At 66.4% G+C, this 14,876-nt stretch carries 16 protein-coding genes and 1 tRNA gene; 8 read left to right on the top strand and 9 right to left on the bottom strand.

The features are described from left to right. Positions 1 to 3: 3 nt before the first annotated feature. Together GBA63_RS00165 and GBA63_RS00170 are read right to left on the bottom strand one after the other, a co-directional pair. Positions 4 to 846 carry an FhaA domain-containing protein gene (locus GBA63_RS00165; protein ID WP_166172341.1) on the bottom strand — a complete coding sequence of 281 codons (843 nt, stop codon included), beginning with the start codon at positions 844 to 846 and terminating at the stop codon, positions 4 to 6. A 6-nt stretch (positions 847 to 852) separates the two neighbouring features. After that, positions 853 to 2,445 carry a serine/threonine-protein kinase gene (locus GBA63_RS00170; protein WP_166172343.1) on the bottom strand — a complete coding sequence of 531 codons (1,593 nt, stop codon included), beginning with the start codon at positions 2,443 to 2,445 and terminating at the stop codon, positions 853 to 855. Positions 2,446 to 2,681: 236 nt separating this feature from the next. Here GBA63_RS00170 and GBA63_RS00175 point away from each other — a divergent pair. The 4 genes from GBA63_RS00175 (at position 2,682) to GBA63_RS00190 (ending at position 4,731) form a co-directional block, all read left to right on the top strand. Continuing rightward, positions 2,682 to 2,768, top strand: a tRNA-Leu gene (locus GBA63_RS00175). 221 nt (positions 2,769 to 2,989) lie between these two features. Further along, positions 2,990 to 3,880 (top strand): CARDB domain-containing protein, encoded by an 891-nt coding sequence (locus GBA63_RS00180; RefSeq protein WP_166172344.1) that lies wholly within the window; start codon positions 2,990 to 2,992, stop codon positions 3,878 to 3,880. Positions 3,881 to 3,892: 12 nt separating this feature from the next. Further along, a complete protein-coding gene (locus GBA63_RS00185; RefSeq protein ID WP_166172346.1) occupies positions 3,893 to 4,174 on the top strand; it encodes an Lrp/AsnC family transcriptional regulator in 282 nt (93 codons plus the stop codon). A 23-nt stretch (positions 4,175 to 4,197) separates the two neighbouring features. Continuing rightward, on the top strand, positions 4,198 to 4,731 hold the full coding sequence (locus tag GBA63_RS00190) for a GNAT family N-acetyltransferase (protein WP_166172348.1): 534 nt from the start codon (positions 4,198 to 4,200) through the stop codon (positions 4,729 to 4,731). A gap of 54 nt (positions 4,732 to 4,785) precedes the next feature. Here the strand turns inward: GBA63_RS00190 and GBA63_RS00195 are convergent, their stop codons facing one another. Both GBA63_RS00195 and GBA63_RS00200 read right to left on the bottom strand, forming a co-directional pair. Then, positions 4,786 to 5,913, bottom strand: coding sequence for a glutamate--cysteine ligase (locus GBA63_RS00195; protein WP_166172350.1), 1,128 nt, complete (start codon positions 5,911 to 5,913; stop codon positions 4,786 to 4,788). A gap of 177 nt (positions 5,914 to 6,090) precedes the next feature. Beyond that, positions 6,091 to 7,050, bottom strand: coding sequence for a DMT family transporter (locus GBA63_RS00200; protein ID WP_166172352.1), 960 nt, complete (start codon positions 7,048 to 7,050; stop codon positions 6,091 to 6,093). 142 nt (positions 7,051 to 7,192) lie between these two features. On the opposite strand from GBA63_RS00200, the gene GBA63_RS00205 reads away from it, so the two are divergent. Continuing rightward, positions 7,193 to 7,339 carry a hypothetical protein gene (locus GBA63_RS00205; RefSeq protein WP_207956989.1) on the top strand — a complete coding sequence of 49 codons (147 nt, stop codon included), beginning with the start codon at positions 7,193 to 7,195 and terminating at the stop codon, positions 7,337 to 7,339. A 179-nt stretch (positions 7,340 to 7,518) separates the two neighbouring features. Here the strand turns inward: GBA63_RS00205 and mutL are convergent, their stop codons facing one another. Beyond that, complete coding sequence (mutL, locus tag GBA63_RS00210; RefSeq protein ID WP_166172356.1) at positions 7,519 to 9,309, bottom strand: DNA mismatch repair endonuclease MutL; 1,791 nt, start codon at positions 9,307 to 9,309, stop codon at positions 7,519 to 7,521. Between the two features lie 80 nt (positions 9,310 to 9,389). On the opposite strand from mutL, the gene accB reads away from it, so the two are divergent. Genes accB through GBA63_RS00225 form a run of 3 tightly spaced genes read left to right on the top strand, consistent with a single transcriptional unit; the run spans position 9,390 to position 12,132 of the window. Further along, a complete protein-coding gene (gene accB / locus GBA63_RS00215; protein WP_166172358.1) occupies positions 9,390 to 9,866 on the top strand; it encodes an acetyl-CoA carboxylase biotin carboxyl carrier protein in 477 nt (158 codons plus the stop codon). After that, positions 9,867 to 11,258 (top strand): acetyl-CoA carboxylase biotin carboxylase subunit, encoded by a 1,392-nt coding sequence (gene accC / locus GBA63_RS00220; RefSeq protein WP_166172360.1) that lies wholly within the window; start codon positions 9,867 to 9,869, stop codon positions 11,256 to 11,258. It abuts the gene before it with no gap. A gap of 58 nt (positions 11,259 to 11,316) precedes the next feature. Continuing rightward, on the top strand, positions 11,317 to 12,132 hold the full coding sequence (locus tag GBA63_RS00225) for a DUF1385 domain-containing protein (RefSeq protein WP_166172362.1): 816 nt from the start codon (positions 11,317 to 11,319) through the stop codon (positions 12,130 to 12,132). Positions 12,133 to 12,200: 68 nt separating this feature from the next. Here GBA63_RS00225 and GBA63_RS00230 read toward each other — a convergent pair whose 3' ends face one another. From GBA63_RS00230 to GBA63_RS00245, 4 genes are all read right to left on the bottom strand, one after another. Continuing rightward, positions 12,201 to 12,434, bottom strand: a complete 234-nt coding sequence (locus GBA63_RS00230) for a Sec-independent protein translocase subunit TatA/TatB (protein ID WP_166172364.1) — start codon at positions 12,432 to 12,434, stop codon at positions 12,201 to 12,203. Positions 12,435 to 12,451: 17 nt separating this feature from the next. Continuing rightward, a complete protein-coding gene (locus GBA63_RS00235) occupies positions 12,452 to 12,733 on the bottom strand; it encodes a hypothetical protein (protein WP_166172366.1) in 282 nt (93 codons plus the stop codon). Between the two features lie 72 nt (positions 12,734 to 12,805). Beyond that, the gene (locus GBA63_RS00240) at positions 12,806 to 14,026 is read right to left on the bottom strand and encodes a hypothetical protein (RefSeq protein ID WP_166172368.1); all 1,221 of its coding nucleotides are present in this window, start codon (positions 14,024 to 14,026) and stop codon (positions 12,806 to 12,808) included. Positions 14,027 to 14,129: 103 nt separating this feature from the next. Then, a complete protein-coding gene (locus tag GBA63_RS00245) occupies positions 14,130 to 14,876 on the bottom strand; it encodes an SDR family NAD(P)-dependent oxidoreductase (RefSeq protein WP_166172370.1) in 747 nt (248 codons plus the stop codon).

Consider the following 14,876-nt stretch of genomic DNA (forward strand, 5'->3'; position numbering starts at 1 on the left):
AGACTAGCGTCCCCTGCTCGGCGAGGGCCTCCCGCCCCGCGGGGTCCCGCCCGGGACATCTATGCGGCGCACGAATCGGGCCGCCGACTGTCCGAAAGTCAGCTCGTCCCCGCCCTCTATGCGCTCCCGGTCTATCGGGGCGCCGTCGAGCAGGGTGCCGTTCGTGGAGCCGAGATCTTCTACGACGAAGCCGTTGTCGGCGCGCGAGATCCTGGCGTGCCGCCTCGACACGTTCGGGTCGTTTACGGTGATGTCGTTCTCCTGCGAGCGACCGACCGTCCAGGGGCCGGAGCCTTCCAGCGGGTAGGCGCCGTCCTCGAGCACGATCTCGACGGTCTCCCGCGCCAGCCCGTGCCGCTCGGCCTCTTCGGCCGAGATCGCGGCCGTGCCCTGGTCCCCGCCCGTCGTCTCCTCGGTCTTGAAGATGCGGGTCTGGCCCGAGGTGTCCTGCGGGGCGCCCTTCTCCCGCGGCCCGTCCCCGCCCGTCAGCTTGGCCGTGACGCCGAACTCCCCGAATCGGAGCGTCTCCTCGGTCTCGAAGCGGATACGGGGCGGGGTCATCAGGTGGTAGTTCTTGTTCTCGGCGTGGGTGGAGGCGTACTGGATCAGCTCGTCCTTCAACGAGTCCTGGTAGGCCTGGATGGACTCCGAGTCCTCCTTGGAGAGGTGGACGGTGAAGTTGTTCGGGGCGTAGGTGCGGGAGATGGAGACCATGCGGCCCTCGTCCATCTGCTTGGTCAGGCCCTTGGCGATCTCGACCGGGTGTATCTGGCGCCTGAAGGCCCGCCCGAAGACGCCTTCTACCAGGGACTCCATCCTCTTCTCGATGCCCTTGAGGAAACCCACCGAAACCTACCCTCTCGTCCTCGCCACGAGATACCTTAACACCCCGTATATTATAGCCGCGAGCGCAAGGGAAGTCAGAGCCTCGGGCAACGCGTCCTGGGACCTCTCGGAGACCAGCAGCGCGTACCCTACCACGCCCCCGCCAACGGCGGCGACGAGCCCCGCCACCCACCCCCCCCACCACTCCGCCAGCGAGACAACGAGCGCCATCCCAACCCACAGGAGTACGAAGAAAGGCAGCCTCGGGAAGTCGGCCAGGATCAGACCGGCCCGCACCCACAAGTCCTCCAGCCCGAGCCGCAGCGGCACCGTAAAGAACTTCGCCCCGATGTAGGGCAACTCCGCGAAAGGACCCATGTCCCTGACCGTCAACTCGTAGCAGATCATGCTAAAAGCCCCCGCCGCCGCCGAGAGACCCGCGCCGACGGGACGCATGAGCGCCCCGAAGAGGAGCGGTAGCCCCGCCCCGAGGCCCGCGGAAAGGGTGACGAGCACGGCGAGCGCCGGGCCGAGCGGAAGCTTTCTGACGTCCGCGCTCGCGGAGCCCGCGCCCCCGACCCAGAGGCCGCCTAGCACCGGGGCGAGGATCGTGAGCCCCAGGCTCGCGCTGCTCTGCAGGAGGGCCACGAACAGCGCGACTATGACGGCCAGGGCGCCGAGGCGCGGGAGCAGGTAGGCGAGCACGCCGAGGCCCGCGGCGACGCCTATAGCCTGCGCCCCCTCCACCAGCGGCGCCCCGAGCATGTACCCGAGCCAGCCGGCCGTGATCCCGTTGATCACCCGCAAGGCCCCGTCTTTGGCGCCAGCGGAGATCCTGTCAACGGTCTTCTCCCTCCCCGCCGAGGAGAGACCACCGGCGACGGGCGCCCGCCTGCCGGTAAGTAGCTTCAGGGCGGCCCAGGCGCTCTGCGGGCGGTGGGCCGGGTTCGGGGAGGTCGCCCGGTCCACGAACTCCTTGAGCCGCCGCGGCGGCTCGTGCGGCTGGCGGGCGAGCAGGGTCCTTGCGGTCGCGCCGACGGCGTAGATGTCGGTGAGCGCCGTCGGGTCCGCGCCGTCGAGGATCTCGGGCGCTATGTAGCCCGGCGTGCCGACGGCGAAGCCTACCCTCGTGAGCCGCGTGTCCCCGGCCCTGAAGGCCACCCCGAAGTCGGTGAGCTTCACGCGGCCCCGGTCGTCCACGAGGGCGTTCTGGGGCTTTATGTCGCGGTGGATGATGCCCTCGCCGTGGGCGTAGACCAGGGCTTCGAGTATCTGGGTGAGGGCGTCCGTGAGCTCCCGTGAGTCGTAGGCGCGCGCCGCCTCGTCGAGCGGGAGGCCCGCGACGTACTCCGTCACGAGGAAGACCTCGTGGTCCCCTGGGATGACTTCCAGGGTACGGACGATGTTCTTGTGTTTGAGGCCCTCGGCGATCTGGCCCTCCCGGAGGGCTCGGGAGCGTTCGCCGGCGTTGTAGACGGGGATCACCTTTACGGCCACGTCCCGGTTTCTTCCCATGCCGGAGAGTGTCCTGGCCCTCCAGACGGTCGCGAAACCGCCGCGCCCGATCATCTCCGACAGCGCGTAACGTCCCTGTCCCTCGATGTAACGGGTCTCGGTCACGCAAGCGCATTGTATATCAGGCTGCAGGCTTCAGGTATCAGGCTTCAGAAAGCGTGGACCCGCGCTACCGGAAAAACTCTAATCCTACGCGTGGCGGGGTTCGGTCGCTGCGGGACGAGAGACGAACCGCACCCCCAAAGCCTCCGAAGGAGGCGACCCGATGCCTGTAGCCTGAAACCTGTCGCCTATCCCTGGTACAATTCGCCGGGTTCAGGACGTGTCCCGAAAGGGTCTGCGGGCGAGTGGCGGAATTGGTAGACGCGCTAGGTTCAGGGTCTAGTGGCCGAAAGGCCGTGGGGGTTCGAGTCCCCCCTCGCCCACCAAGTCTCTCCGAGGTGGTCACATAGAGCGTAGATCCCACAAGGCCGCCCCGAAGTCCCGCCGCAGGAGGCCTTCCGGAAGACCCGCGGCACGCTCCAGACGACCCCAGAACCGAACCAAAAAGCGCACGGGCAGGACGCTTCCGGCCTGGATCACGCTTATCGGCTCCCTCTTTCTCCTGGCAATGGCGTTCGGCTTTATCTTTTTCGTGGCCCGCGGCTGCGTGGCGACCCAGGAATCGACCCAGGTCCGCAAGTACGTAACCAGCGCCGACAGCGTCCTCACCGATTCCTCGAACGCCGGCAGGGGAGAGTTGCAGGGCACCCTCACCAGCTCCGGGGGCGACCCCGGGATGGTAGACGAGGAGGCGCTGGCCGGGGTCGCGCACCAGTCCGACAGGTACTACACGCAGGCCCTGCAGAACGACGAGGTTCCGCCCGAGTTCGAGGACGCGCAGCCGTACCTGGTCTCGGCTTTAGGCGTCCGCAAGGAGGCGACGGAGAACCTGGCGAGCGCCGCCACCGGCAGCGGGTCTGGCTTCGGGGACGCCCTGGCCACGGCCGTCGAGGACTTCAGGACCAGCGACTCGATCATCGCCAACCACTACATCCCGGCCGTCCGGGAGTCGCTGGAGCAGGCCGGGCAGACCGGAGATGGCGGCTACCTCGAAGAGCCCCGCCCCTTCATGGACTACCGCGAGATCGGCTTCGACGCGGCCTCCTCCGCCTCCACCGGCCGCAGCGACCCGAGCGCCGTTCACGGCGTCCAGATAGACGCCGTCACCGTCGCCGGACGCCCGCTCGCCCCAGGCGCAAACGTCGTGCTCACGGGCGGCGACGAGCCGACCTTCGCCGTAACCGTCGCCAACGGTGGCGAGGTCCCCGAGTCCGCGGTGGACGTCGAGGTCATCCTCAACACCGACGCCGAGCGCCAGTCCAAGAACGCGACCGTCGGGCGCATAGAGCCCAACGGGACGGCCACGGTAGAGATAGGCGGCTTCATCCCCGGCGCCCTGGACGAGACCGTCGAGACGACCGTCGAGGCCGGTCCGGTCAAGTACGAAAAGACAACGGACAACAATACCCTGCAAGGGTCGGTCACGTTTGGCTTGTAGAGGGGAGACCGGTTGGTAACGGCGATAGTCCTCGTCACGACCGAGGGAGAGCGCGTCCAGGAGGCGGCCCAGGCGATGCTCGCCGTCGAGGGCGTAACGGAAGCATACTCCGTAACCGGCCCCTACGACCTCGTGGTCATGGTCCGCATCCCGGACTTCGAGAGCCTCGCCGACATAGTCCCCGAGAAGCTCGCCCAGGTCCCCGGCGTCGCCCGCACGGAGACGATGGTCGCGTTCAGGGCGTACTCGAATTACGATCTGGACCGGGCGTGGAGCCTGGGGTTCGAGGAGTAAGGTAACAGGCTTCAGGTTTCAGGATGGTCGAGATCGAAACGGATAGGCTCCTGCTGCGCGGTTGGCGGGAGGAAGATATCGAGCCTTACGCGCGAATATGCGCGGACCCTGAGGTGATGCGCTTTATCGGTAGTGGCAAAACGCTCACCCGGGAGCAGAGCGGGGCGCAGATCTCGCGTTTCGTCCGGCACTGGGAGGAGCACGGCTTCGGGCTGTGGGCGGCGGAGGAGAAATCGAGCGGTTCTCTCTTGGGCTTCGTCGGCCTCGCCCATCTGGAGGATTGGACCGCTAGCGGGCACGATACCGAGGTGGGGTGGAGGCTGGATCGCGCCTACTGGGGACGGGGCTTCGCGACTGAAGGAGCGAAGGCCAGCGTGGACTACGGCTTTGAGAGATTCGGGTTAGCGACGATCATCAGCATCATCCAGCCCGGGAATACGACCTCCCGGCGTGTCGCGGAGAAAACCGGGCTTACCTTACGCGGCGAGACCCGTTGGCGGGGCATAGACGTAGTCTGGTACGCGATAGACCGCAACGATCCGAGGCCAGAAAGCTGAGAGCGAAGCCCGAAGGGCGCAGCGTGCTGACAGGCTGACTAGCTGAAACGCTGACTAGCTCTGCTCCTCTGCGAGCGCGGGTCTCGTCCCCTCTATAAGAAACGCGACCACGTCGAGGAAGTCGCCGCTGCTCTCGTAGACTTCCCGCTGGCGCTGGCTGCCCGTGCCGCCCTCGACTATCTCGATGATGCCTTCGAGCTCGGTCTCGCAGCCCAGATCCTGGGCGTGGGGTTTGAGCTCTTCGACCAGGTCGCGGGCGATGTCTGTGGCGGGGACGTTGGCGTCCTTATCGGCGTCGTAGAAGGCGGCGTCCATGCCGTGGCGGGAGGCCCGCCACTTGTTCTCCTCGGCGAGGTCCTTGTTGTATGGGCCGCGGGGTTCCCGCTCCTCGACGGCCTGGGCGACTACGCACTGGGTGAGGGCCGTGAGGGCCGTGGTGTATTTGAGGTTCGTCTGGGAGTCGAGGATGCGGAGCTCGATCGTGCCGATCTTGGCGTGCGGGCGGACGTCCCACCAGCAGTAGGTGTAGTCGTCCATGGCGCCCGAGCGGACCATGAGGTCGACGTAGGCCTCGAAGGATTTCCAGTCGGGGAAGGCGGGGGGGAGGCCCGCGCGGGGGAAGGTCTCGAAGATCTTGACCCGGCTCGACTCGAAGCCCGTATCCATGTCCTGCCAGAACGGGGAGTTTGCTGAGAGGGCGAGGAGCAGCGGGGCCTTCTCCGAGAGGCGGTTGTGGGCCTCGATGACCTTCTCCTCGTCGGGGACGGCCACGTGGACGTGCTGGCCGAAGATCACCTCCCGCTCGGCCACCCAGCGCAGGGTCTCTATCACCTGCCTGTAGCGGTCCTGGTCCGTGACCTTCTGGTCCTTATAGCGGCTGAAGGGGTGGGTGCCCGCCGAGGCGAGTGAGGCGCCGCAGGCGGCGGCCCACGAGCCCACGCGACCCCGAAGCTCGCGCAGGTGCTTCTCCGTCTCGGCGGCGGTGGCGCAGGGCGGGGTCTTTATCTCAAGCACGGACTGGAAGAGCTCGTAGGAGACGAACTCGCACAGCTCCTTCGGGAGGCGGGCCATTATCTCCTCGATCCTGGAGACGAGCTCTCCCGTGGTTGCGTCCACTATGTGGAGCTCCTCCTCGACCCCCAGAGAGTAGCCCGAACCGCCACCCTCGAACGCTATCGGCACGGCTCTCCTCCTCTATCCGTCGGGGCCTGGGAAGTTCCCGGCCCTGGGTCCCACCGGGGGACGCTTCTCTCATACCCCTCCCGCGGCCTTCGTCGGACGGGGGTCTGCGGATCATTCACGGTAAACGTCGTTTGCGTGGGGCACCATAGTACCCGCTTTGGCCGGGCGGGGCCAAGATCACACCGTCTTCCCCGTCCGGCCTGTTTTCCCTAACCTGAGTTGGGCAAGCACCGCGCCCGCGATCACGAGCCCGGCCCCAACGACTTTCGGGGCCGTCAATTCCTCACCCAGCAGGACCGCGCCCAGAACACCGGCCACCACGGGCTCGACGGTCGCCACGATGGCCGCGCGCCCGGCGCCGAGCCTTCCGAGCCCGAAGGTGTAGAGCGCGAAAGCGAGCGTGGTGTGGACCACGGCCAACATGAAAAGCAGGCCGTACGAAGCAAGAGAGAGTCCCGCGAGGGTGTGGAGCGTCGGTACCGCGGCGGGTACGAGCAGCGCGGACCCGAAGAAGAGCGCGTAGGAGAGGATCACGGCCGGTCCCAACCGGCCGGCGACGGGGCGGCCGAAGATCGAGTACAGCCCATAGGTGAGCCCCGCGAGCAACCCGGTTACGAGCACCGTCGGGGTGACCTCCAGGTTCGACGGGTCGTAGGCGCCCGCGACGAGAAAGACGCCGCAGACGGTCATCCCGAGCGAGACTAGCTTCGCCGGCCCGAGCCCCTCCCGGAGAAAGAGCCAGGCAAGCACCACCACGAAAGCCGGGGAACTGTACAGCAGCACCGCGGCCGTGCCCACCGCGCTCTCCCGCACCGTAAAGAAGTAGAAGAGGTAGAAGAGCCCGATACCTATAAATCCCAGGGGGATAAGAAACGCCAGGTCCCGGCGCGCGACCTTCAGACTCCTCAAGCCTCCGGTGGCCAGCAGGAAGGCCATCACGGCCAGCCACCCGACCGCCGCGCGGAACGCCACGAGCGACTCGAAAGAGACACCTTCGGCGTAGAGGATCTTCGAGAAGATCCCGAGCGTCCCCCACGTCGAGGCCGCGGCCACGACGGCGAGCGCGCCGAGCAGCGTGTTTCTGGTCTCCTGCAGAGTCTCCCCCAGTCTCGAACGTGCGCGGTAGTTATACGGCAAGCGCCTCCGGTACGCAGGCTTTGGTTAGACTGTCGGGGCGACTGAGTTCGACGATGCGGGAGACGTTTAGATAGACAGTCCCCGGTACGAGAGCGGAGATCGGGTCTGGGTCAAGAGCGGCTCGGGCGGACGCCTGCCCGGCGTGGTGATCGGGCACCACAGAACCTGGGACCTCTACCGGGTCGCCTACATGGTCGACGTCGCGGGCCGCGGCCCCAGGGCGATAGAGGAGTGGAGGTTGTCCGCCCGCGAAAAGGACGAACCGTCGCCCTCGGAGACGCACGATTAAAGGTTTCAGCATTTCAGATGGTCAGCACGCTCCGGCCTCCGCTGTCAGCATTTCAGCCGTGGTTGTCGGACATCCGTGGCGCAGGCGGGTTCGTCGGTGGCGGCGTAGCCGGCGCTTCGGACAACGTTCTCCTGGAACGTTGCTGACAAGCTGAAATGCTGACCGGCTGACCAGCTCTCTCAATGCCGGTCGAGCTTGCGGGCTACCTCGTTGAGACCTATGCGGTAGCAGATGGAGCGGCCGTGGGGGCAGGTGGCGGGGAGGCGGCAGGTGAGCCAATCCCTAATTAGCTTCTCCATCTCCGGCTGGGACATCTTGTCGCCCATCTTCACGGCGGAGTGGCAGGCTATGGTGGCGAGGATGCGGTCCTCGCGGCTGTGGCCCGGGTCCGAGCCCTTTATGGCCGAGAGGGCGTCCTTGAAGGCGCCCGCGACGTCCCTGTCGGCGAGGGTGGAGATCACGGCGGTCACCCGCACCGAGCGGGGGCCGAATGGCTCGGCCTCGAAGCCGTAGACGGCGAGCTCTTCAAGGCTCGCGGCGGCCAGTTCCGCGTCGCCGGGCGAGAGCTCGACGACCTCGGGGATGAGCAGGCTCTGCACGGTGGCCGGGCTGTCCGAGTCGTTTAGCCCGTCCAGGATGGCCCGCTCGTGGGCGACGTGCTGGTCGACAACCCACAACGACTCGGGCTCCTCGACGAGGATGTAGCCAGCGGCGAGCTGGCCTATTACCCTCAGATCCTCAAGCGGCGGAAGCGCGCCCCTCTCGGGTAACTCGCCGTAGGGAGGACGGTCCTCGGCCACCTGCTCCGTGAACGGCAGCGAGGCCTCCGAGAGGCGTTCGCGGACCTCGCGCAGGTCCCGCGGTGGGGTGGCGGGGTAGATAGGACGGTTTTCTGCAACAAAGGGGCCCCCTCTTGCCGGGGGGACGGAGAAGCGGTCCTGGGCGTAGGCCCGTTCGGTGGCGCGCGGGGTCGAGGTTGGGGCTGGGGGGCGCCACTCTATGGCGGCGCGGACGGCGGCCGTGAGTGCCTCGCGGGCGGCGCGTTCCTCCGAGAAGCGGACCACCTGTTTCGTGGGGTGGACGTTCACGTCTACGCGGCGGGGGTCGGCCGTGATCTCCACGGCCACAGGCGGATACCGGCCCGACGGAACCGTCGCCCTGTAGGCGTTATCGATGCCGCGGTGGAGGTTGTCCGCCCGGACGAAGCGTCCGTTCACCGAGATCGTCTGGCAGGACCGGCCGCCCTCCGTGAGGCTCGGCAGGGCGGCGTAGCCCGAGATCTCGAAAGCGCCCGACTCGTACTTGACCTCGCGCAGCGCCCGCGCCTTGGCGACGCCGTGGATCTGGGCGAGCCGCTCCAGCAAATCGCCTGCCTCGGGCAGGGACAGGTAATCCCTCCCGCCCTCAGTCAGGCGGAAGGCGACTTTCGGGTGGGCGACTGCGACGTGGGTGACGGTCTCGACGATGGCGGCGCGTTCGGCCCGCGGTCCCTTCAGAAAAGCCCTGCGGGCCGGGACGTTGTAGAAGAGGCGGTCCACGAGGACGGTGGTGCCTTTGGGGTGGGAGGCGGGGGAGACCTCCGCGTTCGCGCCGCCCTCCACGGCGACCTTCGTCGCGGCGCCCTCGCCCGTCGAGGTGGTGAGGCAGAAGGAGGAGACGCTCGCTATCGAAGGGAGGGCCTCGCCGCGGAAGCCCAGGGTGGTTACGGCTTCAATGTCTTCGACCTTTTGGATCTTGCTCGTGGCGTGGCGCAGGACGGAGAGGCGGGCGTCCTCGGGGGGCATGCCCGAGCCGTCGTCCCGGATCAGGATGCGGGAGGTGCCGCCGCTCTCCAGCTCGATTTCGATGCGTGTCGCCCCGGCGTCCAGGGCGTTCTCGACCAGCTCCTTCACGACGGAGGCCGGGCGGTCGACCACCTCCCCGGCGGCGACCTGCTGGGCCACCCGGGGGTCGAGGACGTTGATGCTCACGAAGACCCGATCATGGAACTTGGGGAATTGTACAACCGGGGGCGGGTTTTCCCACGGCGTGCCGTGTAGAATCCCGGGCTATGCGAAGCGAGGAAGAAAAACGGCAGGATCAGCTCCCGCTGGATCAGGTCGAGAAGGTGGTGGCCCTCCTGCGCGAGAGCGGGGTGGGGGAGATCCGGGTCCGCCAGGGCGAGACCGAGATCTCCGTAAAGGCGATGCCCGAGACCGCGCCAGCCCCGGTCACCGTGCAACGGTCCCCCGGGACCGAGGCCCCCGTCGAGGCGCCGGACGTCTCGCCCGAGGTGAACGGGTTGCACGCGATCCGCTCGCCGCTGGTCGGCACTTTCTACCGGGCGCCGGCGCCCGGAGAGAGCTCCTACGTGGAAGTGGGGGACACCGTCAAGGCTGGGCAGGTCTTGTGCATCGTCGAGGCCATGAAGATGATGAACGAGATCGTCGCTGACGTCTCGGGCGAAGTCGTCGAGGTCGTAGCCGAGAACTCAGCGGGCGTCGAGTACGATCAGACCCTCTTCCGCCTCCGACCCGACGAGGGGTAGATGATCGGCAAGGTCCTCGTCGCGAACCGGGGCGAGATCGCCCTCAGGATCATCCGGGCCTGCCGCGAGCTCGGCATCCGCAGCGTCGCCGTCTACTCCACCGCAGACCGCGACTCCCTGCACCACGAGCTTGCGGACGAGTCCGTCTGCATAGGCCCGCCGCCGGCTGGCCAGAGCTACCTGAACGTGCCGGCCATCATCTCGGCCGCGGAGCTCACCGGGGCAGACGCCGTCCATCCGGGCTACGGTTTTCTGGCCGAGAACGCCCGCTTCGCGGAGATACTCGAGAGGGTAGGGCTGAAGCTCGTCGGTCCTTCGTCCGGGGTGATCGCGATGATGGGGGACAAGGCGGCGGCCAGGGAGGCTGCCAGGAAGGCCGGCGTCCCGATCACGCCCGGCTCCGACGGCGTCTGCGGGAGCGCCTCCGAGGTGAAGCGGGTGGGCGCCGAGGTCGGTTACCCGCTGGTCATCAAGGCCAGCGCCGGCGGCGGGGGCAAGGGTATGCGCGTCGTGGAGAACGAGGGCGAGGTCGAGAACGCCTTTCTCGGCGCGAGCCGCGAGGCGGGGGCCAGCTTCGGCGACGGGGCCGTCTACGTCGAGCGGTACCTTACGAGCCTGCGGCACGTCGAGGTGCAGGTCCTCTCCGACTCCTCGGGGGCAACGGTCGCCTTCCCGGAGAGAGACTGCTCGATCCAACGCCGCTACCAGAAGCTTATAGAGGAGTCCCCGGCGCCCGACCTCACGGAAAAGATGCGCGATGGCCTCCTGTCCGCCGCCTCGGATTTGGTCGGCACTTTAGGCTACGAGGGGGCCGGGACCGTCGAGTTCGTCGTCTCCGGGGACGAGTACTTCTTTATAGAGATGAACACGCGGCTGCAGGTGGAGCACCCGGTAACGGAGATGGTAAGCGGGGTCGACCTCGTGGGCGAGCAGCTCATGATCGCCTCTGGCGAGCCCCTGGCTATCCCGGATTCTGCGCTCGTGGCCGACGGGCACGCGATGGAGTTCAGGATCAACGCCGAGGATGCCCGGCGGAACTTCCTACCGCAGGCCGGACCCGTGGAGTTCTACAACCCGCCCGGCGGCCCCGGCGTCAGGGTCGACTCGCACCTCTACGCCGGCTACAGGGTGCCTCCGAATTACGACTCGCTCTTGGCGAAACTGATAGTCCACGCCCGCACCCGCGACGCCGCCCTCAGGCGCGGCCTGCGCGCCCTGGACGAGTTCGCCGTCTCGGGTCCGGAGACGACGATCCCGCTCCACCTCGCCATCCTCGAAGACGAGGAGTTCCGCCGCGGCGGCGTCGGCACCCGCTTCCTCGCCGACAGGGAGCTCGTGACGGAGGCGGGTCTGCTGCGCCTCGTCCGTCGGGATGGTTCCTCGGCCGCGTAGGTATCGCATCGCGCGTGTTAATCTCTGTGCCTTGGTTTTTGCCCGAAGAAGGGATCGCGTGGCCGGAGACGCCGTGAAAGAAGAGCGGATGCAGTTTGGGGGGATGGCCCGCTGGGACGGGCTCGATCTCTTCGGCCCCAACTACATGAGCGTCGCCTACCGGAAGGGCGGGGAGATCCACGTCCAGGTAGAGCCGTCGAACATCCCCAAGATAGAGAACCCGTTGGCGTTGAAGATCTCGCGCCTCCCGATAGTCCGCTCGGTCTTTCTCTGGGGCAGGCTCCTGATCCAGGTCGTCGGATCCATCTGGACCCTCGTCTTCTTCGCCGCCACGATGGCCGTCCTCTGGCTCTTCGTCCGTCTGATGGAGTTCGGCAGCGGTGGAGGCGGCGCCCTTGGCGGCCTCTTCTCCTTCTTCGCCGCGTTCCCCATCTTGCCCATCCTGCTTCTCTTCTTCGCGGGGATGAAGCTCTCCCCGATAGGCCGCTACCACGGCGCCGAACACAAGGCCGTCGCCGCCTACGAAAAATACGGCGAGGTGACGATGCAGGGGGCGAGATCCAGCAGCCGCATCCACCCCCGCTGCGGCACCAACATCCTGGTCTACATAGTCCTCGCGGCCCTCTTAGACCCCCTCATCGCCTGGTGGGGCTACGCCTTCCTCCAGTTCATCCTCATCTCGGAAGCCTGGTTCGTCCTCGGCCAGACCCGCCCCTCAATAGCCATCGGCAACCTCTTCCAGAGGTACCTGACCACAACAGAACCCCGCCGCGCCGAGCTAGAAGTAGCCGTCGAGTCCATGAACCGCCTGCTCGAAGCTGAGCAGGGCCGCGCGGGCGACGAGAAGAAGGTCCAGGTGCCGGCGCGGTACTGACCGGGATCTTCTTCGTACGGAGACCGGATGCTAGAGGCACACCACCGTACGGAAAAGAAAGGCGCTTCTCAGTCCACGGGGCGCTCGTCGAAGAGATCATCTGTTTGCAGGCCACGTTCCACGAACCATTCGTCCGGGTAATCCGCAGATATAAGTTCAGCGTTGGCCTCGTCCAGCTTCCTTTGAGCCTTACCGAGCATCGCCCCCGCAATCCTGGTTGCCTCGGCCAGATTGCCGGGACCGAAGACGAAAAGCGCGATGAGTCCTATGAACAGGGCCTCCGGGGCGCCCACGCCGAACACGGTTGGTCGAACCGCCGTTATCCGGCAAAAGCGGTCAGCTGTACGGCCCGCACGACCATTGTCAGAACCATCAGTGCCACGCCGCCTATCCTGAGCGCGCCGGCTAGCCTTGTACGGTCCCGGGGTAGGATCTCTGCCAGCCCGAACCCCAAGACCGCGGTTCCGAAGGTCAGGTACGCGAGCCTGTCGAAGAGCCCCTCCCTGAAGAAGATCGTTTCGACGAAAAAGTAGCACGCTATCAGTAGGAAAACCCAAGCGCGTCTTCCGCCTGCGGGTTCCTTGAAGATCTTGCCCGTCACGAGCCTCCCTTCTCGCCCTCTGGTGTATCTAAATTCTGTCCTGTAAGAGAGCTGGCCCAACAGATTTATCGTTTAGTGGCACCAACCGCACCTCTTGCAACCGTAGCCTCCTCTGCAGCACTGACGCACGACGGCCCACGTGCAGATAACAAGCGCGCACGCGGCGCAGAGCAGGTAGCCTCCCCAGCAGGTGATCGCGCACGCCCGGCACTGGTACGCGACGCAACCTATCGACTTGAGGTATTTGCAGGAGCTGTACCCGTATGCGATATCGCACGGGTTGCTGCACTTCCTGTCTGGGAGACAGAAGCCGCTACCCCGTGTCGGAGGCAAAGAGTCGGCTTTATCCAGCAGGATCTGACGGTGTCCGTTCGAACTGGCCTCCTCCAACACCAGCCCTTCGCCTTCCTGCCTGTAGAGCATAGCCTCCGACTTGGTCTTTACCTGATCCTTAGGCAGGAACCTCGGCTTCTCGTACTCGTAGTAGACCAGCAGACGATCGCTGTGCGGCATTACGAAAGAGAGGGCCACCATGCCGTCTCCTCCCGACAGGACGTGCCTAGCGCCCTTCACGACGGCCAGATCGCCTGAGAAGGTAGGTTTGCCGTCGGCCGACGAGATCTCTCCGTTGTCGAGGTTGATCGCCTCCAGAATCATGCGGCGGTCCTTCCCGGCGTCTGCGATCTCCGCTTCGACGCGGCGGCCGTTCAAGACTTTGTCCCGCCAGCCTTTTCCCATCAGGTTCACAACGTCCGGGCGCCTGGCCACCCTACGGGCGGTGTTCGCTAGCTCGGCCCCGGTCAGTTCTTGGTAATCGACCGAGGAAGCTGCATCGGCCGGCGAAGGTAACTTGCCGGTGCCGGACAAAACAGACAACGCTACCGCAGCCCCACCCACACCCTTGAGAAACTGTCCGCGGGAGAGGCCCGATACCGCCCTGATGGCGGCCGAATCTGCCAACTCGAGATCTGCGTTGGCCGCTCCCAGCACCTGCATGACCCGCCACGTCGGGACGAGACCGAGGGCCCGGCTCAGACGGGCGCCCATTCGCACGCCGGTCCAGGCCTTCACCGGACCACCGTTGAGCTCGATAAGCGTAGGAGCCCAGGGCGCGTCATCCCCGAAGGCTTCCCTTCGCCAGTGCTCCATCATGGGGTCATTGAGGCTGAGAACCTCTACTTTATCTACGACGCGCTCCTCGATCCGCCGGGCCAGCTCGCTACAGGTCATGCATCCGGCGTCGAAGCCGAGCACCAGTCTACGCCCGCCGGGTTGGGCCTTCGTCTCCTCCACGTCCCCCGCTCCTCTCGTCGTTCGCCTGCGACAATACGAACATCGGAAGAAGCGAGCGGGACCTTTAGCGGATGGGCTCCTCTAAGAGAAAGGGCTCGGCTGCCTAGACGGGCTGCTGCGTCGGGCGGATCAGGATCTCGTTGACGCTTACGCGCTCGGGCTGGGTCACGGCGTAGACGATGGCGTTGGCTATGTCCTCGGCCTGCAGGATCTCCAGGTTCAGCAAGCCGCCCAGGCTCTCCCTGGCGTCCTCGTCCGTGATGTGGTCGGCTAGCTCCGTGGCTACCGCGCCCGGCTCGACGATGGTCACGCGGATGTTGTCCTGTAACAGCTCCTGGCGCAGGCCTTCGGAGATGGCGCCGACGGCGAACTTGCTGCCGGCGTAGACGCCGCTGGAGTCGCGGGTCACCTTGCGGCCGGCGACGCTGGAGATGTTGACGAGGTGGCCGCCGCCCTGGCGCTTCATCGTCTCTATGGCGGCGTCTGTGGTGTAGAGGAGGCCCAGGACGTTGACGTCGAACATGCGGCGCCACTCGTCGGAGAGGCCCTTGCCGACGCTGGAGAGGAGCATGACGCCGGCGTTGTTGACGAGGATGTCCACGCGGCCGAACTCCTCTTCGGCTTTTCGGATCAGGCCGTGCGCCTGCCCCTCGTCGGTCACGTCGCAGGACGCCGCAAGCACCCTGCCGCCGCCCTCTTCTATCCGATTGGACAGGTCGGCGAGCCGGTCCTCGCGCCTGGCCGCGACGACCACGGAGGCGCCCTCGGCGGCGAGGGCCTCGGCCGTGGCCTCGCCGATGCCGCTCGAAGCGCCCGTTATTACAGCTACCTTGCCATCGAGTTTGGGCAT

It is taken from the genome of Rubrobacter tropicus, assembly GCF_011492945.1.
Lineage (GTDB): Bacteria > Actinomycetota > Rubrobacteria > Rubrobacterales > Rubrobacteraceae > Rubrobacter_D > Rubrobacter_D tropicus.